Consider the following 24,289-nt stretch of genomic DNA (forward strand, 5'->3'; position numbering starts at 1 on the left):
TCTCTCCCGGCATGCATCCGATTCTCCGCTTCCCTCGCATGGTCGGATATCAGCCTAGCGGAGTGAAGTCAGTTACGTTGCAACTCGCCCGTAACGTTTGATTGCGTGTGTAGCGAAGAGGATTCGATGGTAGTCGGCAGCTCACTGCCAAGCGACGATACGAGGTTTCGACGGCACGAAGGTGTCCGGGTTGGTCACGTTATCCAAGCTGATGAAGTCGATACCTCCATTACTGCGGATGTAGGTGCCCGCCACGATCGCGCCATACAGGCTCGAATTGCCGTTCTGGCGTACATACCCGCCAGCCCAGAACACGCCGTAGTTGTCGGTGCTGCCGTTGAATTCGATGTCCTGTCCGGCGATGACGAACAAGCCGACCTCGCTCTCGGTACCGCCACTCGAGGTGGCACCGTTCATGGTGATGTTACCGGTCGCCACCAGCGTGATCCGCTGGCTCTCGATCGCGCCGCCGTCAACCACCATGTCGCCTGCACAAAAGACCGTATCGCCATCGTTCACTGTGTCGATATCAATGTTGCAATCATTGATGACTCCTTCCCTCGCCTGGTACTCGGCAAAGACGGTGGTGTCGTAGCTCTTGTAACAATAGGCGGGTGGGGAAGTACCGCCACAGACGCTCATGTCCTCGTCCTCAGGTCTTTGCCCCGGCAGAGGCACTTCCACCATACCATTCGTCCCATCGGTCACCAGAGCCTCCGACCCCTCTCGCAGACTTATGTCGACGGTACCGTTCGAATGAACATTGCCATGGACGGTGGACTGACCCGTGACCCAGATGTAATCAGCGCTCAGCAGGCCATTGGTAAATACCGGGTTGGGGCTCGGCGTGAATTCGAGGCGAGCGAAGATCGGCTGGCTGACGGCCGACACGCGGCCTTCGCTGACCACCGCCCCCACGCCGGCGATGAAGAAGTCGCTACCTTCCTGCAGCAGGTAGTAATGGCAGACGAGATTGCCGTTACACGCGTTGATCGAGATATCGCTCAGCCCAGAGAATTCCGGCCAGCTGTAAGCCCGCACATCCAAGCGGGAGCGAGTGGCATCGAAGTCGCCGACGCTTACCCCGCTGCCGCTCTCGCCCCAACCTACCGAGACGGCTTTCTCCGCCCCCATCTGGGCCTCGGTCGCCGCCTTATAGTTACCGGCGAGGCGCTCTTCGATCAATGTGGACTGAATGCCCGAGAGCCCCAGCATCATGGAACCGGTCAGCAACGAGAGAACGGCAACCAGCGCTGCGCCGCGTTGTTGCTTCATGTGTGCCCTCCCTATGTACCTTCCTGTCCCATTCCAGGGGCCGAGCTAGTCGATGGCATCGTTTCGGTTGACGGCGCGGAACGCGAAATCGTCGGTATCGCCATCCTGGCTCGATAGCAACGAGAAGGTGATGACCCAGACGCCGTTGACTTCATCTGTACTCATCTCATCACGACCGAAGCCGTTTTCGGCGAATGACGTCACGAGCGGCTCGAAATCCGAACCGCTGGGGTCGCCATCGCAATTCTGTCCCATATCCAATGACCAACCTTCGCTGGGACTGACGGCGGCACTGCTCAAGCGGTAGATACGCACCACCCTCTGCCCTTCACTGCAGCTCGCGCTACTCATTTCGCCGTTGTTAGGAAATTCCACTTTCAGCTCGCCGGCAGCGCTATCGTAGCTCAGCGTATCGGCTCGCCGTATATCGCGAATCAGCGTTTCCGTGGCAAAGGTCAACGCCGCCTGTTTGTTGCTCAGCAATTCGATCTGCCGGAACGTTTGAAATCCCATTAGAAACAGCTGGCCCGCGCCTAGGATGACGATCAGGCCGATCAGCAGCGCCACCATCAGTTCGATCAGAGTGAACCCTGCCTGTCGCGGCGCGGCAGGCGATGGAGCGGGAGACGTCATGCGGGGCCTCATAACTCGGGCAGTTGAAACTGGTAGACGAAGGCCATGCCGCTCTCGCCGGTGGCGTAGCGTTCCTCCTGCCAATCGATCGTCGCGGTGTAGGTACAGTCGCTTCCGGACAAGGAGCTGCCCGCATCGATCAGCATGTCGTTGAACCAGTGACTCACCCAGGCGTTCTCGAAGGCACTGGTGTCGGGGCAGGCATGCGTTGACGCTTGGGAGAGCCCTGCCCAGGCGCGCTCCTGGGCGTCGATCGCCGCTAGGCTCACCACGGCACGCTGATACCCCATGTGTGCACTCTGCAGCGCCTTGAGCTGCATCGCCGCTACGCCGAGCAGACCGAGGGAGAGCACCAGTACGGCGACGAGAGCCTCGACCAAGGTGAATCCTGACTGGGCTGGCTGTCTCATTCCCTTATCTCAACTGGTTGGCTTGGCAACACGCCCGGTCGTGCTGACCTGCATGTCGCGACTATTGCCACCGCTATGATGGACCGTGACACTGCAGCCTGACGAACAGCTCACCCTGCGGCCAAGCGCATTGAAGGTAATGCTGGTTGCGGTAAGGGTGACCTGAGCGTCACGGGCCTGACGTATGGCGATATCGGTGCCGTCGGCCAACGTGATGCGATATATCCAAGGGCTGGCCTGCGTGACCCGAAAGGCGACGTCCTCCCGCCGCTTGATCGCCTCACTACGCGCCAGGTTGAGACCTGTCAGTACCTCGTTGTAATCCGCTGCCAGGCGGTTACCGGCCAGCAGGGTCTGGAACCCCGGCACGGCGATCATGGCCACGATGGCCAACACGGCAATGGTAATCAGCAGCTCGACCAGGGTGAAACCGCGTGTTCTCATCGCATCACCAGCAGTTTGCGTTGGGACCGCGCTCGCCGCGATGATTGAGAGTCAGTTCGTCCGGACAGCGATCTGCCTGGCTGGTGCTGGCCGTCAGGGTATAACCCGAACCATTACCGGTCAGGCTCAGCGAAATGGAGTAGATGCCATCGGGCGAGGAAGTCGGGATCGAGGGGCAGTCGGCATAGGTGTTATTGACGGTGTAACAGCGCTCCAGTTGCTGCGCCGCTTGCATCAGACCGGCATGCGCATCGGTGCGGCGGCTACCCTCTACGTAACGCTGATAACTCGGCACGGCGATCGATGCCAGGATGCCGATGATGGCCACGGCGATGATCAGCTCGAGCAGCGTGAAGCCGGCGGTGTTTCGGGTGCGTGCATGCTGAAAACGATGTCGTGCGGGACGGACCTGCATCGTCACTCTGACACCTCCCAAGGCTTCGTTACGTTTGGTTTCAGTATGTATCATGACGCTTTCAGCTGCCAGGCATGCCATGAAAAAAGCCGGGCAATGCCCGGCTTTTCCACCTTGCGTCGATTGAGTGAACGGGTACTCAAGACATGGCGATTCTAGACATTCTTGACCGAGGATAGCGAATCGCTGGCAATCATGCGTTCACGCAGTTCACGCGGCATCGAGAAGGTGATGGCCTCCTCGCGGCCGGACAGTTCCTGAGGCGCCTGGGCCCCCAGCCCCTGGAGGCGTTCGATCACTCCCTTGACCAGCACCTCGGGAGCGCTGGCACCGGCGGTAATGCCCACCGTTTCAACCCCCTCCAGCCAGGCCGAATCGACCTGACTGGCATCGTCGATCAGGTAAGCCGATGTGCCGACCCGTTCGGCCAGTTCCCGCAACCGGTTGGAGTTCGAGCTATTGGGACTGCCCACTACCAGCAGCAGGTCGCAACCGGCGGCCAGCTCCCGCACCGCATCCTGGCGATTCTGGGTGGCATAGCAAATATCGTCCTTGCGTGGCCCCTCGATCTCGGGAAACTTCGTGCGCAGGGCGTCGATCACCCGGGCGGTGTCATCCATGGAGAGTGTGGTCTGGGTGACGAAAGCGAGCCTGGCCGGATCCTTGACCTCCAGACACTCGACATCGGCCTCGTCTTCCACCAGGTAGATGGCGCCGCCGTGGGACGTGTCGTAGCGTCCCATGGTGCCCTCCACCTCCGGATGGCCGGCATGGCCGATGAGAATGCACTCCTGACCGCGCCTGGCGTAGCGCAGCACTTCCATGTGCACCTTGGTGACCAGCGGACAAGTGGCATCGAAGACCTTGAGACCGCGACGCTCGGCATCCTCCTGCACGGCACGCGACACGCCGTGGGCGGAAAAGATCACGATGACGTCGTCGGGCACTTCGTCGAGTTCCTCGACAAAGATGGCCCCCCGCTCACGCAGCGTATCGACCACGAAGCGGTTGTGCACGACCTCGTGGCGCACGTAAATGGGCGGCCCGAAGACGTCCAGCGCCCGGTTGACGATCTCGATGGCGCGATCGACGCCGGCGCAGAAGCCGCGGGGATTGGCCAGCTTGATTTGCATGGTTGCCTTGCCTTGATGCGTCAGGGCATCTGCCGATGGGAAAGCGGGGAAATGCCGAGCTCCGCTGCGAACGAAGTTCGGGCCTTTCCTAATGGGTCTGGGCCGGTCGAACGTCGATCACCTCGACTTCGAAAGTCAGGGTACGCCCCGCAAGCGGATGGTTGAAGTCCACTTCTACCTGGCGCTCGCCGACGGCGGTGATCACGCCGGGCAGTTCGCCGCCGGCGGGATCGGCGAAGGACATCACCGTACCCACTTCGGGTTCGATATCCTCGAAGTCGTCGCGGCTGAGCATCTGCACGTTCTGCGGATTGTGCTGGCCGAAGCCGTGCTCCGGCGTGATCTCGAAGCTGCCGCTCTCGCCGCCGGTCATGCCCTTCAGCGGGTATTCGAAGCCGGGGGGCAGGTTGCCGTCGCCCACTTGAAAGGTGGCCGGGACCTTGTCGCGGGTGGAGTCGACCACGGTGCCATCCTCCAGCTTGAGAGTGAAGTGCAGCGTCACTTCCATGCCCTCGTCGATGCGAAACTCGCTCATCGTTGCTCTCGCTCGTTTGTCGTGCGCTTGATCGATCAGTTCATGCCAGCAGCATAGCAGTCGGACCTAGCTTCGCCGCCGTGCCTGCTTGCGGCCTTCGAAGAGGGATTCCCAGATCAGGCCGATGGCGCCCAGCGTGATGCCAATGTCCGCCACGTTGAAGGCCGGGTAGTACCAGCCGGCGACATGGAACGACAGGAAATCGACCACGTAGCCGTGAACCAGGCGATCGTAGAGATTGCCCAGCGCCCCGCCGATGACCAGCGCCAAGGAGGCGCCGAGTAACGGCTCATCGGCCTTGAGGCGGCTCATCCATACGGTCAACCCGATGCAGGCACCGATGCCGACCAGAGCGAAGAACCAGCGCTGCCAGCCGGGGTGGCCGGCGAGAAAGCTGAAGGCCGCGCCGGTGTTGTGCAGCAGCGTGAGATTGAAGAAGGGCAGCACCTCCATCGGCTGGCCGTAGCTGAGCAGGCTGGACATCAGCGCCTTGGTGGCCAGATCCAGCGCCACCACCGCTACCGCCAGCCACAGCCAGCGCAACGGACGGCGCATCGGCGCCACCGCTGCGTCGTCGGTTCGCTTATTGTCACGCATAGTGGCGAATCTCACCGGGGCCCTCCGGTAGGTTGCTGATGCAGCGACTACAGAGGTCGCGGTGATCGGCATGGCGACCGACGTCCTCGCGATGGTGCCAGCAGCGCTCGCATTTCTGGTGCGGGCTGGCTGTCACGGCCACCTTCAGGCCATCGAGTTCGGTGGCCTCGGCGTCCTGCCCCTCGGGCTGTTTGCTATCGGACAGGCGCGCCAGGCGCACCTCGCTGGTCAGCATCACGAAGCGCAGCTCCTCGCCCAGCCTGGCCAGGGTGGTATGGAGTTCATCGTCGACGAACAGAGTCACCTCGGCGGCCAGGTTGCCCTTGATCACCTTGGCGTTGCGGGCGTCTTCCAGACACTTGTTGACCGCCTGCTTGACCTCGAGCACCCGCTCCCAGAACTCGCGCCCCATCTTGGCATCGGCGGCCAGCGTGGCGAGCCCCTCGTAATAGCTCTCGAGCAGCACGCTGTCGCGGTGTTCACCGGGAATGTGCTCGTAAATTTCCTCGGCGGTGAACGAAAGAATCGGCGCCACCCAGCGCGCCAGCGCTTCGACGACATGGTAAAGCGCCGTCTGGCAGCTGCGCCGGGCCAGGGAGTCGGCCTGGGTGGTGTACTGGCGATCCTTGATCACGTCGAGGTAGAAACCGCCGAGTTCCCTCGAACAGAACGTGTGCACCTGCTGGTAGACGTCGAGGAAGCGGTACTCCTCGAAGGCCTTCTCGATGCGCGCCTGGAGCTGGGCAGCGCGATCCACCACCCACTGGTCCAGCGCCAGCATGTCGCCGAAGGCCACGCTGTCACGGGCCGGGTCGAAGCCGTTGAGGTTGGCCAGCAGGAAGCGCGCCGTGTTGCGGATACGGCGGTAGACGTCGGCGGTACGCTTGAGGATCTCGTCGGAGACCGCCATCTCGCCGGAATAGTCGGTGGAAGCCACCCAGAGACGCAGGATGTCGGCACCCAGCTTGTCCATCACCTCTTGGGGCGCCACCACGTTGCCCATCGACTTGGACATCTTGCGGCCTTGGGCGTCGACCGTGAATCCGTGGGTCAGCAGGCCGCGATACGGCGGGTGACCGTCGATGGCACAACCGGTCAGCAGCGACGAGTGGAACCAGCCGCGGTGCTGGTCCGAGCCCTCCAGATAGAGATCGGCACGCGGGCCGCTCCCGTGGCCGTGGGGGTGCGAGCCGCGCAATACGTGACGGTGAGTCGTGCCGGAGTCGAACCACACGTCGAGGGTATCGGTGACCTTGTCGTAGTCTACAGCCTCATCGCCCAGCAGCTCGGCCGGATCGAGACGGAACCAGGCGTCGATGCCCTCGCGCTCGACGCGCTTGGCGGCCTCTTCCATCAGCTCGACGGTACGCGGGTGCAGCTCGCCGGTGGCCTTGTGCAGGAAGAACGGGATCGGCACGCCCCAGTTGCGCTGGCGCGAGATGCACCAGTCGGGGCGGTTGGCGATCATGGCGTGCAGTCGCGCCTGGCCCCAGGCCGGCGTGAACTGGGTGGCCTCGATGCCTTCCAGCGCCCGCTCGCGCAGAGTGCGTCCGTCCTTGTCCTGGATATCCATGCCCACGAACCACTGCGCCGTGGCGCGATAGATCACGGGTGTCTTGTGGCGCCAGCAGTGCATGTAGCTGTGGGTGATGACCTTGTGCGCCAACAGAGCGCCGACCTCACGCAGCTTGTCGACGATCCGCGGGTTGGCCTTCCAGATCATCTGGCCGCCGAAGAACGGCAGATCATCGGCATAGACGCCGTTGCCCTGTACCGGACTCTTGATCTCGCTGAACGCCATGCCATGGGCGCGGCAGGTGACGAAGTCGTCGACGCCGTAGGCCGGGGCGGAGTGAACGATACCGGTGCTGCCCACTTCGGACTCGACGTAGTCGGCCAGGTAGACCGGCGAAAGGCGGTCGTAGAACGGGTGGCGGAATTCGATCAGGTCGAGCGCCTGGCCCTTGGCGGTAGCGATCACGTCGCCTTGGAGCTCGTAGCGCTCCAGGCAGCTTTCTACCAGTTCGTCCGCCAGCACGAGCAGGCGTTCGCCGGTATCGACCAGGGCGTAAGTGAACTCGGGATGCACGTTGAGCGCCTGGTTGGCCGGCACGGTCCAGGGCGTGGTGGTCCAGATCACGATGGCAGCGGGCTTGGGCAGTGCTTCCAGGCCGAAGGCGGCCGCCAGCTTGGCCTCGTCGGCAGCCGGGAAAGCCACGTCGATGGCATCGGACGTCTTGTCTTGGTACTCCACCTCGGCTTCGGCCAGCGCCGAGCCGCAGTCGAAGCACCAGTTGACCGGCTTGAGCCCCTTGAAGACGTAGCCTGCCGCGACCATGTCCGCCAGGGCGCGGATTTCGCCGGCCTCGTTGGCATAGTCCATCGAGCGGTAGGGGTTGTCCCAGTCGCCGATCACGCCCAGGCGCACGAAGTCGGTCAACTGGGTCTGGATCTGCGATGCGGCGTACTCACGGCAGAGAGCGCGAGCCTGCTCGGGCTCGAGGTGCTTGCCGTGAGTGGTCTCCACCTTGTGCTCGATGGGAAGGCCATGGCAGTCCCAGCCGGGCACATAGGGCGCATCGAAGCCGGCCAGGTTCTTCGACTTGACGATGATGTCCTTGAGAATCTTGTTGACGGCGTGACCGATGTGGATGCTGCCGTTGGCATAGGGCGGGCCGTCGTGCAGCACGAAGGGCTCGCGTCCGCGGCGCTCTTCGCGCAGACGCTGGTAGAGCTTCATGTCCTGCCACTGTGCCACTCGGCCCGGCTCGCGCTTGGGCAGGTTGCCGCGCATGGGGAAGTCGGTTTCGGGCAGGTTGAGGGTGTGCTTGTAGTCGCTCATGTTCAGGAAGTCAGCCGTCGTCATGGTCGGCGGAGCGGCCCGCCGAGGATTCGAAAGTCGCGGCCTCGCGCGCCAACGGCGCCGATGCCAAGGGAAGAGAGTCGTCTGTCAGGCTAGGCGCCTCGGCCGGGTGACTGCGGTCGCCAAAGAAGCGCCGGGCCTGTTCCTGATCGTTCATGATCTGTTGCTTGAGCGCATCGAAGTCGTCGAACTTCACCTCGCCGCGTAGCCTGGCGCAGGGAAATACTACCAGGCGCTGACCGTAGAGTTCGCCGTCGAAATCGAACAGATGCGCTTCGATCACCGGCCGATCGCTGCCCACCGTGGGACGCCAGCCGATGTTGGCCACGCCGGTGCGCCGCTGGCCGCCGGGCAGCTCGACTACCACCGCATAAACCCCGCGTAGCGCCAGCGGCAGGCGCGGCAACGGCAGGTTGGCGGTGGGTACGCCGATGGTGCGCCCGCGCTGCTGGTCGGCCACGACGCGTCCCTCGAGCCGAAAGGGACGCCCCAGCATGCGCGCCGCCTGGGCGAAGTTGCCACTTGCGAGCAGGGTACGCGCCCGGGTGCTGGAGACCCGCTCATCGTCCAGGGAAAAGGTGCGGGTATGCTCGACGCTGAATCCTTCGGGACCGCGCCGCTCGCCCTCCTCCGCCAGCAGGTTGAAGTCGCCGCTGCGATCGCAGCCGAAGCGAAAGTCGTCCCCAACCACCAGATGACGCACACCCAAGCCTTCGACCAGCACCCGATCGATGAATTCCACCCCGGTCAGGCTTCTCAAACGCTCGTTGAACGGCAGGCAGAGCACATAGTCCACCCCGCTCTCGCCCAGCAAACGGACCTTCTCGCGCAGGCGAGTCAATCGTGGCGGCGCCTGATCGCCGGCGAAGAATTCACGCGGCTGAGGCTCGAACACGACCACCGTCACCGGCAGGCACAGCTTCGAGGCCTGCTCGCGGCACTGGTCGAGAATCGCTTGATGACCGCGGTGCACGCCATCGAAGTTGCCAATGGTGGCCACGCAGCCGCGATGTTCGTCGCGCAGGTTGTGCAGTCCTCGAATGACTTCCATGAAACCGCCGCCGTCCGATAAGAGAGTGAAACGTGTAAAGGCATCGATTATAGCGAACGCCCGTCCCCTTGACAGCCGCTCGCCTCTTGGTATCAACCGCGCATGCGGAACTGTCGCGGCCTGACGCCCAACGCCGCCAGCCAGGCGAAGTAGGCCGCTGCGCCGATCACGACCAGCAGCACCAACCACTTCACCCGCGTCCACACGCCCCAGCCGAGCCATTGCTGCCACTCCGGCGCCAGCCAGGCGAGCCCCACGCTCATCACCGCGCAGCCTCCGAGCAGTTGCACGGCATAGCGCCCCCAGCCCGGCTGAAACACCAGCACGCCCTGCTTGACCAGCAGCCATCCGAGCAGTCCCGCGTTGAGACACGCCGACAGCGCCGTGGCCAGCGCCAGTCCGGCATGCGCCAGTGGCCAGATCAGAATGAGGTTGAATACCATGTTGGCCACCATGGCGATAATGCCGACCTTCACCGGCGTCTTGGTGTCCTGGCGAGCGAAGAAGCCAGGCGCCAATACCTTGATCAGCATGAAAGCGATCAGGCCGAAGGAGTAGGCACGCAGACTCATGGCCGCCATGGCGATGTCGTGTTCGGTCATGGCGCCGTAGTGGAACAGCGAGATCAGCAGCGGCTCGGCCAGGATCGCCAAGGCCAGCGATGCCGGCAGCCCCAGCAGCAGCACGGCGCGCACCGCCCAATCGAGCATGGCGGCGAAGTGCTGGCTGGCTTGTTCGGCGTGGCGCTTGGAGAGCGCGGGCAGAATCACCGTGCCGATGGCGATGCCGAACACGCCCAGCGGCAGTTCGACGAGGCGATCGGAGTAGTAGAGCCAGGAGACGCTGCCGGGGGCCAGTAGCGAAGCCAGCACGGTATCCAGCAGCAGGTTGATCTGTGACACCGACACGCCGAACAGCGCCGGGGCCATCAGTACCAGAATCCGCTTGACGCCGCTGTGGGCGAAGTTGGGCCAGGGCCGCGGCATCAGCCCCAGGCGCGCCAGGAACGGCACTTGGAAGGCGAGCTGGGCCACACCGGCAATCAGCACGCCCCAGGCAAGCGCCATGGCCGGCTCGCTCATCAGCGGAGTGAGCAGCAGCGCCGCGCCGATCAGCGAGAAGTTGAGTAGCACCGGGGTGAAGGCCGGCACCGCGAAGCGGTTCCAGGTATTGAGCACGCTGCCGGCGAAGGCCGTCAGCGACACCAACAACAGATAGGGAAAGGTCAAGCGCAACATGTCGGCGGTAAGCGTGAGCTTGGTCGGATCGCGCCCGAAGCCCGGTGCGAAGAGCCACACTAGCCAGGGTGCGGCCAGCATGGCCAGCGCAGTGATCAATGCCAACACCGCTGTGAGGCTGCCGGCCACCGCATCGAGCAGTTCGCGCACCTCACGCTTGCTGCCGCGCGTGGCGTATTCGGAAAGTACCGGCACGAAGGCCTGGTTAAAGGCGCCCTCGGCAAACAGACGACGCATGAAATTGGGAATCTTGAAGGCGACGAAGAAGGCATCGGCACCGCTGCCGGCGCCGAACAGGGTCGCCACCACCACGTCGCGCAGCAGCCCCATGACCCGCGACAGCATGGTCATGGCGCCGACCACCAGGCCGGAGCGCATCAGGCCACCGGCCTTGGGCGCGACGGCCCGATCGTCGGCCACCTTCGTCGGGGCTGGCCGTGCAGGCTCGGGTAATTGTTCGCGGTCCGTCACCGTCTCCCTTCCTCACCAGCTTCGATCAACGCGGCTTCCCTCTTGCAGGCACAAAAAAACCGGCCGCAGCCGGTTTTTCGCGAGCGTCGTGAACGTGGCCAAGCCAATGGCGTTCGCGACGTCTCCAGGCGTCCGGCTTACGCAGCCAGCGCCTTAATTCGCTTGTTCAGGCGACTCTTCAGGCGCGCGGCCTTCTTCTTGGAGAGCACGTCCTTGTCGGCAATGCGGTCGATGACCGGCTGCGCCTTCTGGAACTCGGTCATCGCGGTGGCATGGTCACCGCCGTTGATGGCCTTGATGACGCGCTTCACGTAGGTGCGCACCATGGCACGCTGGCTCGCCTTCAGAACACGACGACCTTCCGCCTGACGGGCACGCTTGCGGGCTTGCTTGCTGTTTGCCACTGACTATCTCCTGAAAACTTTAACGCCGCCCGGCTCGGAGCGGCATCGATAACTTTTTGTCCGGCCTGGAAAAAAGGGCTTCCGGCCGGCCTGGCCATTTCGCCAACGCAACGGTTGCCGACGGGCCGTGTCTGAGAGGATGGCGCATACTACCACACGTATGCGGCGCCATGCTACATGCCGCGCCCCCCCCCCCCCGCGTCATAGCACGACGAGATTGTCGCGGTGAATCAACTCGGGCGCTTCCATGTAGCCCAGGATCGCCTCGATCCGGTGGCTCGGCTGCCCCAGGATGCGACGCGCCTCGTCGGCACCGTAGTTCACCAGCCCCTTGGCCACCCGCTCGCCCTGCTCATCGACGCACAGCACCATGTCGCCGCGCACGAAATCGCCCGAGAGCATCTTGACCCCTACCGCCAGCAGGCTCGAGCCGCTATCTCGGAGTACCTTCACCGCTCCGGCGTCCAGTGTCAGGCTGCCGCGCACCTGAAGCTGCCCCGCCAGCCAGCGCTTGCGCGCCGCGATCGGCGCCTCTTCGGGGCACAGCAGCGTTCCCAGGCGCTCTCCGTCGATCAGCCGCGTGAGCACTCCGGGCTGACGTCCGCTGGCGATTGCCGTGACCGCACCGGAACGCGCCGCCAGCCGCGCGGCCTGCACCTTGGTGGTCATGCCACCGCGCCCCAGGGCGCCGCCGCCGCCCGCCATCGCCGCCAGCCGCGGGTCACCGGCACGACCTTCGTGGATCAACGACGCTGCCGGGTGGTGCCGCGGGTCGGCGTTGAACAACCCCTCCTGGTCGGTGAGAATCACCAGCGCATCGGCCTCTAGCAGGTTGGCCACAAGCGCCCCCAGGGTGTCGTTGTCACCGAAGCGAATTTCGTCGGTGACTACGGTGTCGTTCTCGTTGACCACCGGCACCACGCGCAAATCGACCAAGGTACGCAGTGCCGACCGTGCATTGAGGTAGCGCTTGCGGTTGGACAGATCGTCGTGGGTCAGCAACACCTGGGCGGTCAGCAGGTCGTGGCGCGCGAAATGGTGCTCGTAACACTGCGTCAGGCCGTTCTGACCCACCGCAGCAGCAGCCTGCAGCTCGTGTACCGCCGCGGGACGGGCCTGCCAGCCCAGCCTGACCATGCCGGCCGCCACGGCGCCGGACGACACCAGCACCACGTCGATGCCGCGGTGATGCAATGCCGCGATCTGGTCGACCCAGCCGCCGATGGCTGCCTCATCAAGACCACGGCCGTCGTTGGTCAGCAGCGCACTGCCGATCTTCACCACTACCCGGCGAGCGCCACGCAGCGCATCGCGACCCGGTACCCGCTCATTGCTCACCTTTCGCTCTCCTGCAAGGCTGCGATTATCCAACCCCGAGACACTGCGCGAGCGATGGCCAACGCCTCACTCCACGTATTCGACTTCGACGCCATCATCATCGAAATCGTCATCATCCTGCTCGCTGCGTTTGCGCTTGCGGCCCAGGCGCGCCTCGGTGCGAGCCACCGCCTCGGCTTCCATGCGTTCGCGCATCTCCCGCTCGCGCTCGGCCGCCTCTTCGTTCTCGTTCTCCTGCCGACGCTGCTCGGTGAGCCACCGGTGCGCCGCCTGAACCAGCGCATCGGCACCCTCGCCGCTGATCGCCGAGATGCGGTAGACCGGCCCCTTCCAGGCAAGGCCTTCGAGAATGGCCTGTACGCGAGCCTCACGCTCATCTTCCGGTACGAGATCGAGTTTGTTGATCACCAGCCAGCGCGGCCGCTCGGCCAGCGTCGGCGAGAATTGCTTGAGTTCATGGGCAATGGCCTGCGCGGCCTCGACCGGATCGGATTCGTCGAAAGGCGCCACATCGACCACATGAAACAGCAGCCGGGTGCGGGTCAGGTGCTTGAGGAAACGCAGCCCCAGTCCGGCGCCATCCGAGGCGCCCTCGATCAGCCCCGGCACGTCGGCCATCACAAAATGCTCATGCATGCCCAGCTTCACCACACCGAGGTTGGGCACCAGGGTGGTGAAGGGGTAATCGGCTACCTTGGGCTTGGCGGCGGAGACCGAGCGGATCAGGGTCGACTTGCCGGCGTTGGGCATGCCCAGCAGCCCCACGTCGGCCATTACCTTCATCTCCAGACGCAGGTTGCGCCGTTCGCCATCGGTACCGGGCGTGGTCTTGCGCGGCGCGCGATTGGTCGACGACTTGAAATGGATATTGCCAAGCCCGCGGCGACCGCCTTGGGCCACCAGCACCTGCTGGCCGATCTCGGTGATGTCGGCAATCACCTCGAGGGTGTCCTCGTCGATCACCGTGGTGCCCACCGGCACCTTGACTATCAGGTCGCCGCCGGCACGACCGCTCATCTGGCGCCCCTGGCCGGGGCGGCCGCTCTCGGCCTGATAGTATCGCTGATACTTGAAATCGATCAGGGTATTGAGGGCGTCGTCACCGACCAGGTAGACGCTGCCGCCATGCCCGCCGTCGCCGCCATCGGGTCCTCCCTTGGGCACATACTTCTCGCGGCGGAAGCTCAGGCAGCCGTTGCCGCCCCTGCCGGCCTCCACGATGATCGAGGCTTCGTCGACGAACTGCATTGTGACTCTCCCGACGGTCTCTACCGTCATGATACAAGAAGGCCCCGCCTGAGCGGGGCCTCCTGCTACCGGTTCGTGCGGTCTCTCAGGCAGAGACGACGCTGACGAACTTGCGGTTCTTCGGACCCTTGGTCTCGAACTTGATCACGCCGTCGCTCAGGGCGAACAACGTGTGGTCGCGGCCAATGCCCACGCCGGTACCGGCATGGAAGCGGGTGCCACGCTGACGCACGATGATGTTGCCAGCAGCGACGGCCTGGCCGCCGAACAACTTGACACCAAGGCGTTTGGATTCTGAATCGCGGCCGTTACGGGTAGAGCCGGCTGCCTTCTTATGAGCCATTGCAAAGTCCTCGCTCGTTAAGGGGAAGCCGCTTAGGCGGAAATCCCGGTGATTTTGACTTCAGTGAACCACTGACGGTGACCCTGACGCTTCATGTGATGCTTGCGACGACGGAACTTGATGATGCGTATCTTCTCGCCACGGCCGTGGGAGACGATCTCGGCGGCCACCTTGGCACCGTCGACCAGCGGAGCGCCAACGGTCACGTTGTCGCCATCGGCTACCAGCAGTACCTGGTCGAACTCGACGGTTTCGCCGGTCGGAATCTCCAGCTTCTCGAGCTTGAGCGTCTGGCCTTCCTGAACACGGTACTGCTTGCCGCCGCTCTTGATTACTGCGTACATGTGCATGTCTCCAGAACTCATCGGGGTTGGCTCTTCGTCGGCCTGCTTCGAGTGGCGCCCCTTCCGGCAGCCATCTAACAGGGAGCATGATGAGTGGGCCGCGCATTATAACCGCGGCCGACGGGGCGTTCAAGCCGCCCTATACTTTCCCGCAATGCCCATGACCGGCCCCGCCGACGTCTCGCCGCATGGCTTGACGCCCCCATGGGGGCCCCATAGCATGAGCCGCAACCCAAGGCCACTGCCAACGCCCGGCATGCCGGCCCACAGCCCGATGACGATGCCCATGCCATCCAACGCTCCTTCCAGCCCTGCCAGTCACACCAACGCTTCATCGGCCCATGCCGCCGTCGCCGACGACTTCGCCGCGGTCAACCGCACCATCGCGGAGCAACTGGCTTCGCGCGTGCCGCTGGTGGAAACCATCGGCCAGTACATTATCGCCAGCGGCGGCAAGCGCCTGCGCCCGCTGCTGGTGCTGCTGGCCGCCCGCGCCCTTGACTATCGCGGCGACCAGCACATTTCGCTGGCCGCACTGATCGAATTCATGCACACCTCGACGCTGCTGCACGACGACGTGGTGGACGAGTCGCATATGCGCCGCGGCAAGGCCACCGCCAACAATGCCTGGGGCAACGCTCCCTCGGTGCTGGTGGGTGACTACCTCTATTCGCGCTCCTTCCAGATGATGGTGGAAATCGGCTCGCTACGAATCATGAACGTGCTCTCCAGCGCCACCTGCATCATTGCCGAGGGCGAAGTGCAGCAGTTGACCAACGTGGGTAATCCCGACATCGACGAGGCAACCTACTTCGACACCATCCAGGGCAAGACCGCCATGCTGTTCGAAGCCGCCACTCACAGCGGTGCGATCCTCGCCGAGGCCGATCCGCAGCAGGAGGCCGCCCTGCAACACTACGGCCGCTATCTGGGCCTGGCCTTTCAACTCGTCGATGACCTGCTCGATTACCAGGGCGATGCCCAAGCCATGGGCAAGAACGTAGGAGACGACCTGGCCGAAGGCAAGCCGACCCTGCCGCTGATTCAGGCCATAGCCGCCGGCACGCCGAATCAGGCCAGGACGATTCGCCAGGCGATCCGCCAGGGTGGGCTCGATCACCTCGACGAGGTGCTGGCCATCGTACGCGATACCGGCGCCCTGGATTACACTCGGGCTCGTGCCGAGGAGATGGCGGCCAAGGCGCTGGAACAGCTCGACCGACTGCCTCCCAGTCGCTATCGCGACGGCATGGCCGACCTGGCCCGCCTGGCGGTGGAACGCCAGACCTGAGCTCTCGTCAACGGTCGCCGATGGGCTTGCAACACCTCATGTTTTACGTATAATGCCCATCCGTCAGCTTTCTCGAGCTTTCCGAGAAAGGCCGCTGACACGAAAAAAACGGAGTATAGCTCAGCTTGGTAGAGCGCTGCCTTCGGGAGGCAGAGGTCGTAGGTTCGAATCCTGCTACTCCGACCAGAATATGCCGCAGAAACCGTCACTTATGGATCATTCCGGGTGGCGGTTTCTTCGTTTCGGCGTGCGCCCTGTCGGTCCGCGGCATGCGCCCTCTCCGTCGACTCATGGAACGCCTCGAGCCGGGTACCGGCTCGCCCGCTGCCGTGGATGTCGCCCGGTCGATTGGCTAGCCGCTCTCCGATCCATACGGTGCTCGCGCCCCATACCAGATGTACCGCGATCATCAGGCGGCGACGGTTGGCCGGGTGTCGGTGAGGCGGCGCCAGGATGTTCAGCGCGGGAATCCAACCGAAATAACTCGCCGCCCATACCGCCACGCCATAGGCGCTACCGTAAACCAGCGGGTGCGCAATCTCATGGCGGGTGATCGGATATAGCGCCCCGGCAAAGGCGCCGTAGCCGAAGTGGCTGAGCAGGCTCAGCTCGGCATGCCGTTCGTCATCCAGCGGTGCATCCGGCTGCACCTTGTGCACGATACCCTGCGTGATTTCACGTGGGGGCAGAGGGTAGCGCTCCTCCCGGGGCAGGCGCCGGTACAGCGCCTCCATGGCCAAGGTCATGGGGACGGTGGCCAGCAGGCCACCGATGGCACCCGCCAGGTAACGATTCATGGCTTCCTCCTTGAGACACATGCGTTTCCAAGACGCACCCGGAGCGGACGGCTGAACCGACCGACGTCAGGTTACCGTAATCACGGTGCAGCCGGCGGAATGCGCCACTTGGTGGGACACGCTGCCCACCGCCATGCCCTTGAGATCACTCATTCCTCTGCTACCCATGACAATGGCATCGACGCCGATGGCTTCGGCTTCGCGCAGGATCGTGTCGGCGGGCTTGCCCTCGCGAATGGTTTCCATCACTTCCAGGCCGGAAAGTTCGACGGCCTGTCGAGCCCTGTCCAGAACACCGTGCGCCTGGGGCTCGCCCGTCTCGCCCGTCTCGGCCAGCTCACGCCGGCGCGCCTCGGTCAACGGTTGACCGGTGGTGCCGGCCAGCATGCCGGCATCGTCCGGCAGTTCGGTCACGTACAGCAGGTGCAGGATCGCCGACGAGGCTCGCGCCAGCTGCGCTGCGATCGAAAGCGCTTTCTCGGCATGCGACGAGCCGTCGATGGGAACCAGAATGGTACGAAGCATGGCAAGCCCTCGCAGTTGGGCCTAAGTGGAACGAGACGACTGGAGGCCGCTCACTATCTTCAGCCTAGCCACTCAGGCTTCTGGAGCAACCCCGTACTTTACAGCCAGGGCTCCAACCCCATCAGTCGCGTCAGCCAAGCGCCGAGATGACGCCAAAGATCGCCGGGCTCGCGAGACAGCCGCAGGTTCTCGCCGCCACGCTCCGTTACCCACGCCAGCCGCCCGTCCGGTTCACGTTCGACGCGATAGCTGAGGGTGGGTCGCTTGCCGAGTTCGATCAGCGCATCCAGCTCGGCGGCCAACCCTTCGCTGCGGGCCAGGACACCCACCTCCGTATTCCACCAGACCGAGCGAGGATCGGCATTGGCCGACCCCACGAAGAGCCGGTCGTCATCGATGGCCAGCGCCTTGATATGCAGGGCGGAAGTCGACGAGCCGACACCGCGTCCGTTGGTTTGGCCTAGCTCCTGGTCGGGGCGCATTTCGTACAGTGCCACGCCGCTCTCGAGCAGTGTGCCACGATACGGTTGGTAAGCGCCGTGAGCGAACGGCACGTCGGAGGCTTCCAGCGAATTGGTGAAGACCTCGACATCGACGCCCGATTCGGCGAGCTCCCGTATCAGCCGCGTCCCCACCTTGCCCGGCACGAAGTAGGCCGAGATCACTGCCAAACGCTCGATCGGCCTGCCCACGGCCGCCATCAGCTCTCCGGCCATGGTGCGCCGCAGTGGCGGGCGGCCACGCCAAGCCGGCTTGCCGGGCGGATCCCACAGTGCCACGCCTTCACCCCAATGGAGCCTGCCGATCAACGGCCCTTGGTCCGCATCGGCATAGCGTTGCCGCAAATGGGTGAAATAGGGCGAATCGGCATGCTCGAGGAACCAATCGGAAAGCGACGCTCTCAGCTCACGCCAAGCCTCCCCGCGCACGCGGTGGTAACGCTCGATCGGCTGCGCCAGGCCGTGATTCCAATAGAGATAGAAACTCATCGAGAGCTGCGGCACGACCGGCCCGACTGTCACCAGGTCGAGATCGGTGAGGTTGCGCTCGCTGGCGCTGTAGTATTCATCGCCTAGGTTGCGCCCACCGACGATGGCCAGCGCTCCGTCGGTGATCCATAGCTTGTTGTGCATGCGGCGCTGCTGTCGCGTCGCGACCGGCAGCGAGGCCAACACCCTGGCCGTCAGGCTACTCCGACCGATGGCCAGGGCATTGTAAACGCGCACTTCAATATTGGGGTGGCTGGATAGCGCCGCCAACCGTTCGCCCTGCCCAACCGTTGCCAGATCGTCGATTAGCAAACGTATCGTCACGCCCCGCTCCGCGGCTTCCAGTAACCGCAGCAGCAACATGCGAGTCGTCAATCCATCCCCCATCAGATAGGTCTGGATATCGAGGCGTCGATCGGCCTGTTCGCTGAGCAACATGCGCAGGCTAAAAGCGTCCTGACCGCTGGTGAGCAGAGCGAAGCCGCTCTGTGCGGCATGGGGAGCCGCGCTCAGCGCCGCCCACTGTCCCAACCAAGTGGTCTCGACTTCGGCCGGCGGCAGCGGGGCACCATGCTCGCGCGGGACCGGGGCGCCGGCGCAGCCGGACAGCAGTAGTGCCAGCAAGCACCCCCCCACCCAGCCGCGTTGCCAAGTCATCCGAGGTGGCTCAGGGTTCGTCATCGTTATCCGCCAAGCGCCCTTCCAGCCGCTTGCGCGCCTTGTTGCGGCGATAACGGCGCGCCAGCGCGAGCCCCAGGGCAAAGAGCACCATGGCGCCCAGGGTCAACCCCTGCCAGGGCCGGGCGGCCTCGCCGCCCATTAGGGTTTCCAATGTAAGGATCAGGATGAAGCCCAGCGCCTGACTGGCGATGGCCAGGGCACGCAGGGTGTCGAAAGACTGATTCGCCATGGAGGCTCCTGCCGGGTGACAGTGCGATGCTCGCACAGTAGGCTCTTGCTCAGCCGGTCGCTGCGAGGCCAGCAAGTGTAGGATTCTAACCGCTCCTGCCGCCGACGCCGACCCCGTTCTCGGAGCTGTTGCCATGGACGCTTTCGCCCTGGGCCCCGTGCTGATCTCGATTTCACGCCTCTATGCGCTGGGTTGCGCCCTACTGCTGCTGGTCGCAGCCTGGTCCCTGCTGGGCCTTTCCGGCCCCGCGCGGGCACGCTGGTTCAACGGCCTGCTGCTGGTCTGGCTGGCCGGGGCCCGGCTGGGGCACGTGGGAATGCACCTCGACGCCTATGCCGCGGCTCCGCTCGACGTGCTCAAGCTGTGGCAGCCGGGATACCACGGCGTATGGGGGTTGCTCGCGGCGCTGGCCTGGACCGCCTGGACGCTACGCGACCACCTGCTGCGCATGATTGGCGCCATGGCTTTGACGATCGGCGTGTCGGCACTCTGGCTGGTGCTGGTCACCCTGGCTCCGCTGGGCGGCGGCACTGCCATGGGCGAACTGCCCGCCGTTACCCTGGAGAACCTCGACGGCGAGCCGGTCGATCTGCAAACGCTTCGCGGCGAGCGGGTCGTCGTCAACCTGTGGGCCACCTGGTGCCCGCCCTGCCTGCGCGAGATGCCGTTGCTGGCCGAGGCCGACAACCGCGAGGACGTGACCGTGGTAGTGATCAATCAAGGCGAGGAGCTGCTGCAGGTGGTGCGCTACCTGGACGAGCAGGGGCTTTCTTTTCGCTATCCGCTGCTCGATCCCCAGCAAGAGATGATGAGGACGGTCGAATCGCCGGGCCTGCCCACCACCCTGCTGTTCGATACTCGTGGCCGCGCCGTGGAACGCCATGTGGGCGAACTCTCACGCGCCCAACTCACCTCCTGGCTCGAGCGGCACTGATCCACGTCTATCGTTTCCCGCCGCTCGCCACCCCCTTAAGCCGTGGCCGGCTTTGCGTTAGAATCCCCCGCCCTGTCGCCGCCGGAGAGTTATTCGCGGTGGCATGCGCACCGTATTCAGCATCGACCGAGGCATCATGAGCGACTTTTCACCCGGCCAGCGCTGGATCAGCGACGGCGAGGCCGACCTGGGCCTGGGCACCATTCTCAGTTGCGATCACCGTAGCGTCACCGTACTGTTCGGCGCCAGCCAGGAGACCCGCACCTACAGCAGTCGCCAGGCGCCCCTCACTCGGGTCGCTTTCGGCATCGGCGACCGTATCCTGTCTGCCGAGGGCTGGAGCCTGACCGTCGAGGACAGCAAGGAAGTCGACGGCCTCATCGTCTACATCGGCGAAGACGACCAGGGCGAGCTGCGCGAGCTGCCCGAGGCCCGCCTGGCCGACACCATGCAGTTCGACCAGGCCCGCGACCGCCTGCTCACCGGACAGGTCGACCGCAACGACTGGTTCGACCTGCGCTTCCGCACCCTGCATCATCATCACCGCATCGAGCAGAACCCCGCGCTGGGCCTGGCGGGGCCGCGCATCGACCTGATTCCGCACCAGCTCTACATTGCCGACGAGGTCGCCCGCCGCCACGCCCCGCGGGTGCTATTGGCCGACGAGGTGGGGCTGGGGAAGACCATCGAGGCCGGCCTGATCCTGCACAGGCTACTGCTCACCGGCCGTGCCGAGCGGGCCTTGATCCTCGTGCCGGCGAGTCTCGTGCATCAATGGCTGGTAGAGCTGTTGCGCCGCTTCGCTCTCGAGGTGACGCTGCTTGACGAGCAGCAGAGCCTGGCCCAGGCCGAGAGCAATCCCTTCGAATCCGGTCAGTTGATTCTCGCCAGCCAGGAGTGGTTGTTCGCCAATCCGCATCGGCAGGAACAGGCCGCCGCCTGCGACTGGGATCTGCTGATCGTCGACGAGGCACACCATCTCGACTGGAGCGCCGAGCAGGTCGGCCCGGGTTACGCCTGCGTCGAACGCTTGGCAAGGGCCGTGCCGGGCTTGCTGTTGCTAACCGCCACCCCCGAGCAGATGGGGCTCGACAGTCATTTCGCCCGCTTGCGCCTGCTCGATCCGGATCGCTACCACAGCCTCGACGCCTTCCGTGAGGAGGAGCAGCACTATGTCGAGGTGGCCCAGGCGATCGACGCCCTGGAGCGCCTGCCCGATGGCGGCACCGCCGACTATGATGCGGTGGCCGCCGTGATCGGCGAACCCGACAGCCTGGCCCTGCTGAGCATCCTGTCCAATCCCGAGACCGGCGAGAGGCAGCAGGCCAGCGCCCGTACCCAACTGCGCGAGCAACTGCTCGACCGCCACGGTACCGGCAGGGTGATGTTCCGCAATAGCCGCCGCCACGTGGGCGGCTTTCCCGAGCGCCACCTGCACCTGGCGTCGCTTCCGCTGCCTTCGGCCTACCGCCGCGTGCTACGCAAGCTCGAGCGCAATGAGGATTATCTCGACGAGTTGCTCATCGAGACCGGACTCGACCACCCCGATGGGCTCATCTACCCCGACGCCGTCTACCGGGCGCTCACCGATGACCCGCTCAACGCCGAACCCTGGTGGCAGATCGATCCACGCGTGACCTGGTTGCTGGAGCGCCTCAGCGATACGGGAGAGCGGGGCTTCGCCGACGACAAGGTACTGGTAATCGCCCATCAGCGCGAGACCGCCCAGGGCTTGGCCGAAGCGCTGCGTGTGCTGGGTGGTGTGCACGCCCCGGTGTTCCATGAAGGGCTTACGCTAGTGGAGCGCGACCGTGCCGCGGCGGCCTTCGCCGACGAGGAGGAGGGCAGCCAGGTGCTGGTGTGTTCGGAGATCGGTTCCGAGGGGCGCAATTTCCAGTTTTGTCGGCACTTGGTGATGTTCGATCTACCGCAGCATCCCGATCAGCTCGAGCAGCGTATTGGTCGGCTCGACCGCATCGGACAGCGTCACGCGATCGAGATTCACGTGCCGCTGTTCGAGGCCAGCCCCGGCGAACGGCTGCTTCGCTGGTTTCACGAGGGCATGGATGCCTTCGACGCCCCCCACGGGGTCGGCAATGAGCTGTTCGACGCCTTCGGCGATGCGCTGTCCGAAGCCCTGCTCGACGACGAAGCCCTGGACGAGGTGATCGCCGAGACCCGCGCCCTGTTCGAGGGCCGCCTGGCCCAGCGCAACGCCGGACGCAATCGTCTGCTGGAACTCAACGCCTGCCGCCCGGTGCGAGCCGAGGAAGTGGCCGCGGCAATCCGCGAGCTCGACGATGATCCGGCACTGCCGCGCTATCTGGATCAGGCGCTGGATATCTTCGGGGTCGACAGCCAGGAACTCGGCGGCGACCTACTGCTGCTGCAGCCGAGCCCGCAAATGCTTGACGGCCTGCCCGGGCTGGCCAAGGGCGAGGAGGGCTTCACCGCCACCCTGTCGCGCTCGCGCGCCCTGGCCCGTGACGACGTGCAGCGACTCTCCTGGGAGCACCCGCTGCTGCGCGAGGTGATGGGACGTATCCTCGATGGCACCATGGGCAACACCGCGCTGGCGCTGCTCAGGCACCCGGCAATCCCTGCCGGGCGGCTGATGGCCGAGCTGGTCTTTCGCACTTACTGCCCGGCGCCGAAGCGGCTGCACGTCAACCGCTTCCTGCCGCCCACCGCAGTGCGGGTACTGCTCGACGAGTCCGGCGCCGTGCTGACCGACAAGGTCTCGTTCACCGGGCTGTCGAAGAACCTGCAAAAGGTCAGGAAGGCGATGGCACGCGATCTGATCCGCAGCCGCCACGACCAATTGCGGGGTTTGCTGATCCAGGGCGAAGAGGAAGCCGAGCGCGAGCTGCCGAGTATCGTCGAGTCCGCCCAGATCCGCATGCGACAAGCGCTCGATGCCGAGCTTGCCCGTCTGGAAGCACTGGCCCGGCTCAACCCGGCGGTGCGCGAGGAGGAACTCGAGGCCCTGCGCCGCGAACGGGGTGAGCTCGATGCGGCAATCGATGGAACCCGGCTTCGCCTGGATGCGGTACGGGTCATCGTCACGGTAGGCGAGGAAAGCCGCTGAGCCGGCGTCCGGTAAGGGCGGGTACTGGGTGCATTAGCGCTTACCGAGGATATTCGTCAGCGCCGCTTCAAGGGTCGGATAGCGGAATGTGAAGCCGGCCTCGAGCAACCGCGCCGGACGCATGTCGGCACCGGTCAGCAGCAGGCGCGCCATCTCGCCGAACGTCGCTTCGAGCACGAGTGCGGGTACCGGGAGCGGGGCCGGCCGATGCAGCAGGTGCGCCAGGGTGCGGGTGAATTCGGCGTTGGTCACCGGCCTGGGCGCGCTGCCGTTGAACGCTCCCTCGAGGTCGTCGCGTTCGAGCAGGAACAGAATCGCTTGCACCAGATCCTCGCGATGGATCCACGGCATGAACTGACGGCCATCACCGAAGCGCCCGCCGAGTCCCAGCTTGAACGGGGTCAGCATCTTTTCGAGGGAGCCGCCGCCTGCATCCAGCACTAATCCGGTGCGAAGCCGTACCACCCGAGTGCCGAAGTCGGCTGCTTCCTTGGCCGTATCTTCCCAGCGCTTGCACAGGCGGTGAGCGAACTCGTCGTGAGGCGGGGTCGCCTCGGTGACCTCGCGGTCGCCCTGATCGCCGTAGTAGCCCATGGCCGACCCCGACACCATGACGCGGGGCGGCACACCGCTGGCCTGTGCCAGCTGTTCGCAAAGAATCACCAGGTCACGGGTGACGTTGATCCGCGAGTCGACCAACCGCTGCTTCTGGCTGGCGGTCCAGCGATGCGCGGCGATCGGCTCGCCGGCCAGATTGACGATGGCCTGGGGCGAAGCGTCGACGAAATCGAGCACCGAGCGACGAATGTCGACGCCTCCGGGCAACCTGTGCCTGGCGGCATCCGGCTCACGAGAAACGACCTGGAGACGATGCCCTGCCTCCTTGAGCCGCTGACACAGCCGCTGGCCGACGAAACCGCTGCCCCCGGTAATGAGTACACGCATTGCTGCCCCCTCTCTCGACTGCCGTCCCGCCTGGTTATACAGCCTTTGTACATCTTTGCTATTCTAAT

At 64.6% G+C, this 24,289-nt stretch carries 24 protein-coding genes and 1 tRNA gene; 4 read left to right on the top strand and 21 right to left on the bottom strand.

Features of this window, described 5'->3' with window-relative positions:
• Positions 1 to 141 precede the first annotated feature (141 nt).
• The 16 genes from F0A17_RS09740 to rplU all read right to left on the bottom strand — a co-directional run bounded on the left by F0A17_RS09740 (position 142) and on the right by rplU (position 14,742).
• Positions 142 to 1,275: a pilus assembly PilX family protein gene (locus F0A17_RS09740; RefSeq protein WP_149328125.1), complete on the bottom strand. Its 1,134-nt coding sequence runs from the start codon at positions 1,273 to 1,275 to the stop codon at positions 142 to 144.
• Between the two features lie 45 nt (positions 1,276 to 1,320).
• Positions 1,321 to 1,920, bottom strand: a complete 600-nt coding sequence (locus F0A17_RS09745) for a PilW family protein (protein ID WP_149328126.1) — start codon at positions 1,918 to 1,920, stop codon at positions 1,321 to 1,323.
• Positions 1,917 to 2,318, bottom strand: coding sequence for a prepilin-type N-terminal cleavage/methylation domain-containing protein (locus F0A17_RS09750; protein WP_149328127.1), 402 nt, complete (start codon positions 2,316 to 2,318; stop codon positions 1,917 to 1,919). Before F0A17_RS09750 ends, F0A17_RS09745 begins: the two co-directional genes overlap by 4 nt.
• Positions 2,319 to 2,327: 9 nt before the next feature.
• The gene (locus F0A17_RS09755) at positions 2,328 to 2,762 is read right to left on the bottom strand and encodes a GspH/FimT family pseudopilin (protein ID WP_149328128.1); all 435 of its coding nucleotides are present in this window, start codon (positions 2,760 to 2,762) and stop codon (positions 2,328 to 2,330) included.
• A gap of 4 nt (positions 2,763 to 2,766) precedes the next feature.
• Positions 2,767 to 3,177 carry a type IV pilin protein gene (locus F0A17_RS09760; RefSeq protein WP_149328247.1) on the bottom strand — a complete coding sequence of 137 codons (411 nt, stop codon included), beginning with the start codon at positions 3,175 to 3,177 and terminating at the stop codon, positions 2,767 to 2,769.
• Between the two features lie 155 nt (positions 3,178 to 3,332).
• Positions 3,333 to 4,310, bottom strand: a complete 978-nt coding sequence (gene ispH, locus F0A17_RS09765) for a 4-hydroxy-3-methylbut-2-enyl diphosphate reductase (protein WP_149328129.1) — start codon at positions 4,308 to 4,310, stop codon at positions 3,333 to 3,335.
• Positions 4,311 to 4,398: 88 nt separating this feature from the next.
• Positions 4,399 to 4,845: an FKBP-type peptidyl-prolyl cis-trans isomerase gene (fkpB, locus tag F0A17_RS09770; protein ID WP_149328130.1), complete on the bottom strand. Its 447-nt coding sequence runs from the start codon at positions 4,843 to 4,845 to the stop codon at positions 4,399 to 4,401.
• Between the two features lie 66 nt (positions 4,846 to 4,911).
• Complete coding sequence (gene lspA / locus F0A17_RS09775) at positions 4,912 to 5,442, bottom strand: signal peptidase II (protein WP_228716873.1); 531 nt, start codon at positions 5,440 to 5,442, stop codon at positions 4,912 to 4,914.
• Positions 5,435 to 8,284, bottom strand: coding sequence for an isoleucine--tRNA ligase (ileS, locus tag F0A17_RS09780; RefSeq protein ID WP_187774672.1), 2,850 nt, complete (start codon positions 8,282 to 8,284; stop codon positions 5,435 to 5,437). Before ileS ends, lspA begins: the two co-directional genes overlap by 8 nt.
• A gap of 10 nt (positions 8,285 to 8,294) precedes the next feature.
• Entirely contained in the window at positions 8,295 to 9,356 is a 1,062-nt protein-coding gene (gene ribF / locus F0A17_RS09785) for a bifunctional riboflavin kinase/FAD synthetase (protein ID WP_149328133.1), read from the bottom strand.
• Between the two features lie 92 nt (positions 9,357 to 9,448).
• Complete coding sequence (gene murJ, locus F0A17_RS09790) at positions 9,449 to 10,972, bottom strand: murein biosynthesis integral membrane protein MurJ (protein WP_149328248.1); 1,524 nt, start codon at positions 10,970 to 10,972, stop codon at positions 9,449 to 9,451.
• 230 nt (positions 10,973 to 11,202) lie between these two features.
• A complete protein-coding gene (gene rpsT, locus F0A17_RS09795) occupies positions 11,203 to 11,469 on the bottom strand; it encodes a 30S ribosomal protein S20 (protein WP_149328134.1) in 267 nt (88 codons plus the stop codon).
• Between the two features lie 201 nt (positions 11,470 to 11,670).
• Positions 11,671 to 12,807, bottom strand: a complete 1,137-nt coding sequence (gene proB / locus F0A17_RS09800; RefSeq protein ID WP_149328135.1) for a glutamate 5-kinase — start codon at positions 12,805 to 12,807, stop codon at positions 11,671 to 11,673.
• Between the two features lie 66 nt (positions 12,808 to 12,873).
• Complete coding sequence (cgtA, locus tag F0A17_RS09805) at positions 12,874 to 14,055, bottom strand: Obg family GTPase CgtA (protein WP_149328136.1); 1,182 nt, start codon at positions 14,053 to 14,055, stop codon at positions 12,874 to 12,876.
• Positions 14,056 to 14,140: 85 nt separating this feature from the next.
• Positions 14,141 to 14,398 (bottom strand): 50S ribosomal protein L27, encoded by a 258-nt coding sequence (rpmA, locus tag F0A17_RS09810; protein WP_149328137.1) that lies wholly within the window; start codon positions 14,396 to 14,398, stop codon positions 14,141 to 14,143.
• A 32-nt stretch (positions 14,399 to 14,430) separates the two neighbouring features.
• Positions 14,431 to 14,742 (bottom strand): 50S ribosomal protein L21, encoded by a 312-nt coding sequence (gene rplU / locus F0A17_RS09815; RefSeq protein ID WP_104204423.1) that lies wholly within the window; start codon positions 14,740 to 14,742, stop codon positions 14,431 to 14,433.
• A 286-nt stretch (positions 14,743 to 15,028) separates the two neighbouring features.
• Between rplU and ispB the strand changes: the two genes are divergently transcribed.
• Together ispB and F0A17_RS09825 are read left to right on the top strand one after the other, a co-directional pair.
• Positions 15,029 to 16,033: an octaprenyl diphosphate synthase gene (ispB, locus tag F0A17_RS09820; RefSeq protein ID WP_149328138.1), complete on the top strand. Its 1,005-nt coding sequence runs from the start codon at positions 15,029 to 15,031 to the stop codon at positions 16,031 to 16,033.
• Between the two features lie 109 nt (positions 16,034 to 16,142).
• A tRNA-Pro gene (locus F0A17_RS09825) sits at positions 16,143 to 16,219 on the top strand.
• A 23-nt stretch (positions 16,220 to 16,242) separates the two neighbouring features.
• On the opposite strand, the gene F0A17_RS09830 is transcribed toward F0A17_RS09825, so the two are convergent.
• The 4 genes from F0A17_RS09830 to F0A17_RS09845 all read right to left on the bottom strand — a co-directional run bounded on the left by F0A17_RS09830 (position 16,243) and on the right by F0A17_RS09845 (position 19,254).
• Entirely contained in the window at positions 16,243 to 16,830 is a 588-nt protein-coding gene (locus F0A17_RS09830; RefSeq protein WP_187774673.1) for a hypothetical protein, read from the bottom strand.
• Positions 16,831 to 16,896: 66 nt separating this feature from the next.
• Positions 16,897 to 17,355, bottom strand: coding sequence for a universal stress protein (locus F0A17_RS09835; RefSeq protein ID WP_149328139.1), 459 nt, complete (start codon positions 17,353 to 17,355; stop codon positions 16,897 to 16,899).
• Positions 17,356 to 17,453: 98 nt separating this feature from the next.
• The gene (locus F0A17_RS09840) at positions 17,454 to 19,001 is read right to left on the bottom strand and encodes a phospholipase D family protein (RefSeq protein ID WP_228716864.1); all 1,548 of its coding nucleotides are present in this window, start codon (positions 18,999 to 19,001) and stop codon (positions 17,454 to 17,456) included.
• Positions 19,002 to 19,011: 10 nt separating this feature from the next.
• Positions 19,012 to 19,254 (bottom strand): DUF883 domain-containing protein, encoded by a 243-nt coding sequence (locus F0A17_RS09845; protein WP_149328140.1) that lies wholly within the window; start codon positions 19,252 to 19,254, stop codon positions 19,012 to 19,014.
• A 133-nt stretch (positions 19,255 to 19,387) separates the two neighbouring features.
• Here F0A17_RS09845 and F0A17_RS09850 point away from each other — a divergent pair, with 133 nt between their 5' ends.
• A complete protein-coding gene (locus F0A17_RS09850; RefSeq protein ID WP_149328141.1) occupies positions 19,388 to 20,188 on the top strand; it encodes a TlpA disulfide reductase family protein in 801 nt (266 codons plus the stop codon).
• Positions 20,189 to 20,324: 136 nt separating this feature from the next.
• On the top strand, positions 20,325 to 23,276 hold the full coding sequence (gene rapA, locus F0A17_RS09855) for an RNA polymerase-associated protein RapA (RefSeq protein WP_149328142.1): 2,952 nt from the start codon (positions 20,325 to 20,327) through the stop codon (positions 23,274 to 23,276).
• 33 nt (positions 23,277 to 23,309) lie between these two features.
• Here the strand turns inward: rapA and F0A17_RS09860 are convergent, their stop codons facing one another.
• The gene (locus F0A17_RS09860; protein WP_149328143.1) at positions 23,310 to 24,221 is read right to left on the bottom strand and encodes a TIGR01777 family oxidoreductase; all 912 of its coding nucleotides are present in this window, start codon (positions 24,219 to 24,221) and stop codon (positions 23,310 to 23,312) included.
• Between the last annotated feature and the right edge of the window lie 68 nt (positions 24,222 to 24,289).

The organism is Billgrantia pellis (assembly GCF_008297955.1).
Classification (GTDB): Bacteria; Pseudomonadota; Gammaproteobacteria; order Pseudomonadales; family Halomonadaceae; genus Halomonas; species Halomonas pellis.

What these genes read in the sequence shown, in the direction of transcription:
- F0A17_RS09755 (WP_149328128.1), bottom strand. Translation starts at nt 2,762, where the DNA reads ATGAGAACACGCGGTTTCACCCTGGTCGAGCTGCTGATTACCATTGCC.
- F0A17_RS09845 (WP_149328140.1), bottom strand. Translation starts at nt 19,254, where the DNA reads ATGGCGAATCAGTCTTTCGACACCCTGCGTGCCCTGGCCATCGCCAGT.
- rpmA (WP_149328137.1), bottom strand. Translation starts at nt 14,398, where the DNA reads ATGGCTCATAAGAAGGCAGCCGGCTCTACCCGTAACGGCCGCGATTCA.
- cgtA (WP_149328136.1), bottom strand. Translation starts at nt 14,055, where the DNA reads ATGCAGTTCGTCGACGAAGCCTCGATCATCGTGGAGGCCGGCAGGGGC.
- F0A17_RS09860 (WP_149328143.1), bottom strand. Translation starts at nt 24,221, where the DNA reads ATGCGTGTACTCATTACCGGGGGCAGCGGTTTCGTCGGCCAGCGGCTG.
- F0A17_RS09835 (WP_149328139.1), bottom strand. Translation starts at nt 17,355, where the DNA reads ATGCTTCGTACCATTCTGGTTCCCATCGACGGCTCGTCGCATGCCGAG.
- ileS (WP_187774672.1), bottom strand. Translation starts at nt 8,284, where the DNA reads ATGAGCGACTACAAGCACACCCTCAACCTGCCCGAAACCGACTTCCCC.
- murJ (WP_149328248.1), bottom strand. Translation starts at nt 10,972, where the DNA reads ATGCGCTCCGGCCTGGTGGTCGGCGCCATGACCATGCTGTCGCGGGTC.
- F0A17_RS09745 (WP_149328126.1), bottom strand. Translation starts at nt 1,920, where the DNA reads ATGAGGCCCCGCATGACGTCTCCCGCTCCATCGCCTGCCGCGCCGCGA.
- ispB (WP_149328138.1), top strand. Translation starts at nt 15,029, where the DNA reads ATGCCATCCAACGCTCCTTCCAGCCCTGCCAGTCACACCAACGCTTCA.
- lspA (WP_228716873.1), bottom strand. Translation starts at nt 5,442, where the DNA reads ATGCGTGACAATAAGCGAACCGACGACGCAGCGGTGGCGCCGATGCGC.
- F0A17_RS09750 (WP_149328127.1), bottom strand. Translation starts at nt 2,318, where the DNA reads ATGAGACAGCCAGCCCAGTCAGGATTCACCTTGGTCGAGGCTCTCGTC.
- F0A17_RS09840 (WP_228716864.1), bottom strand. Translation starts at nt 19,001, where the DNA reads ATGACTTGGCAACGCGGCTGGGTGGGGGGGTGCTTGCTGGCACTACTG.
- ispH (WP_149328129.1), bottom strand. Translation starts at nt 4,310, where the DNA reads ATGCAAATCAAGCTGGCCAATCCCCGCGGCTTCTGCGCCGGCGTCGAT.
- F0A17_RS09850 (WP_149328141.1), top strand. Translation starts at nt 19,388, where the DNA reads ATGGACGCTTTCGCCCTGGGCCCCGTGCTGATCTCGATTTCACGCCTC.
- fkpB (WP_149328130.1), bottom strand. Translation starts at nt 4,845, where the DNA reads ATGAGCGAGTTTCGCATCGACGAGGGCATGGAAGTGACGCTGCACTTC.
- rapA (WP_149328142.1), top strand. Translation starts at nt 20,325, where the DNA reads ATGAGCGACTTTTCACCCGGCCAGCGCTGGATCAGCGACGGCGAGGCC.
- ribF (WP_149328133.1), bottom strand. Translation starts at nt 9,356, where the DNA reads ATGGAAGTCATTCGAGGACTGCACAACCTGCGCGACGAACATCGCGGC.
- F0A17_RS09740 (WP_149328125.1), bottom strand. Translation starts at nt 1,275, where the DNA reads ATGAAGCAACAACGCGGCGCAGCGCTGGTTGCCGTTCTCTCGTTGCTG.
- F0A17_RS09830 (WP_187774673.1), bottom strand. Translation starts at nt 16,830, where the DNA reads ATGAATCGTTACCTGGCGGGTGCCATCGGTGGCCTGCTGGCCACCGTC.
- rplU (WP_104204423.1), bottom strand. Translation starts at nt 14,742, where the DNA reads ATGTACGCAGTAATCAAGAGCGGCGGCAAGCAGTACCGTGTTCAGGAA.
- F0A17_RS09760 (WP_149328247.1), bottom strand. Translation starts at nt 3,177, where the DNA reads ATGCAGGTCCGTCCCGCACGACATCGTTTTCAGCATGCACGCACCCGA.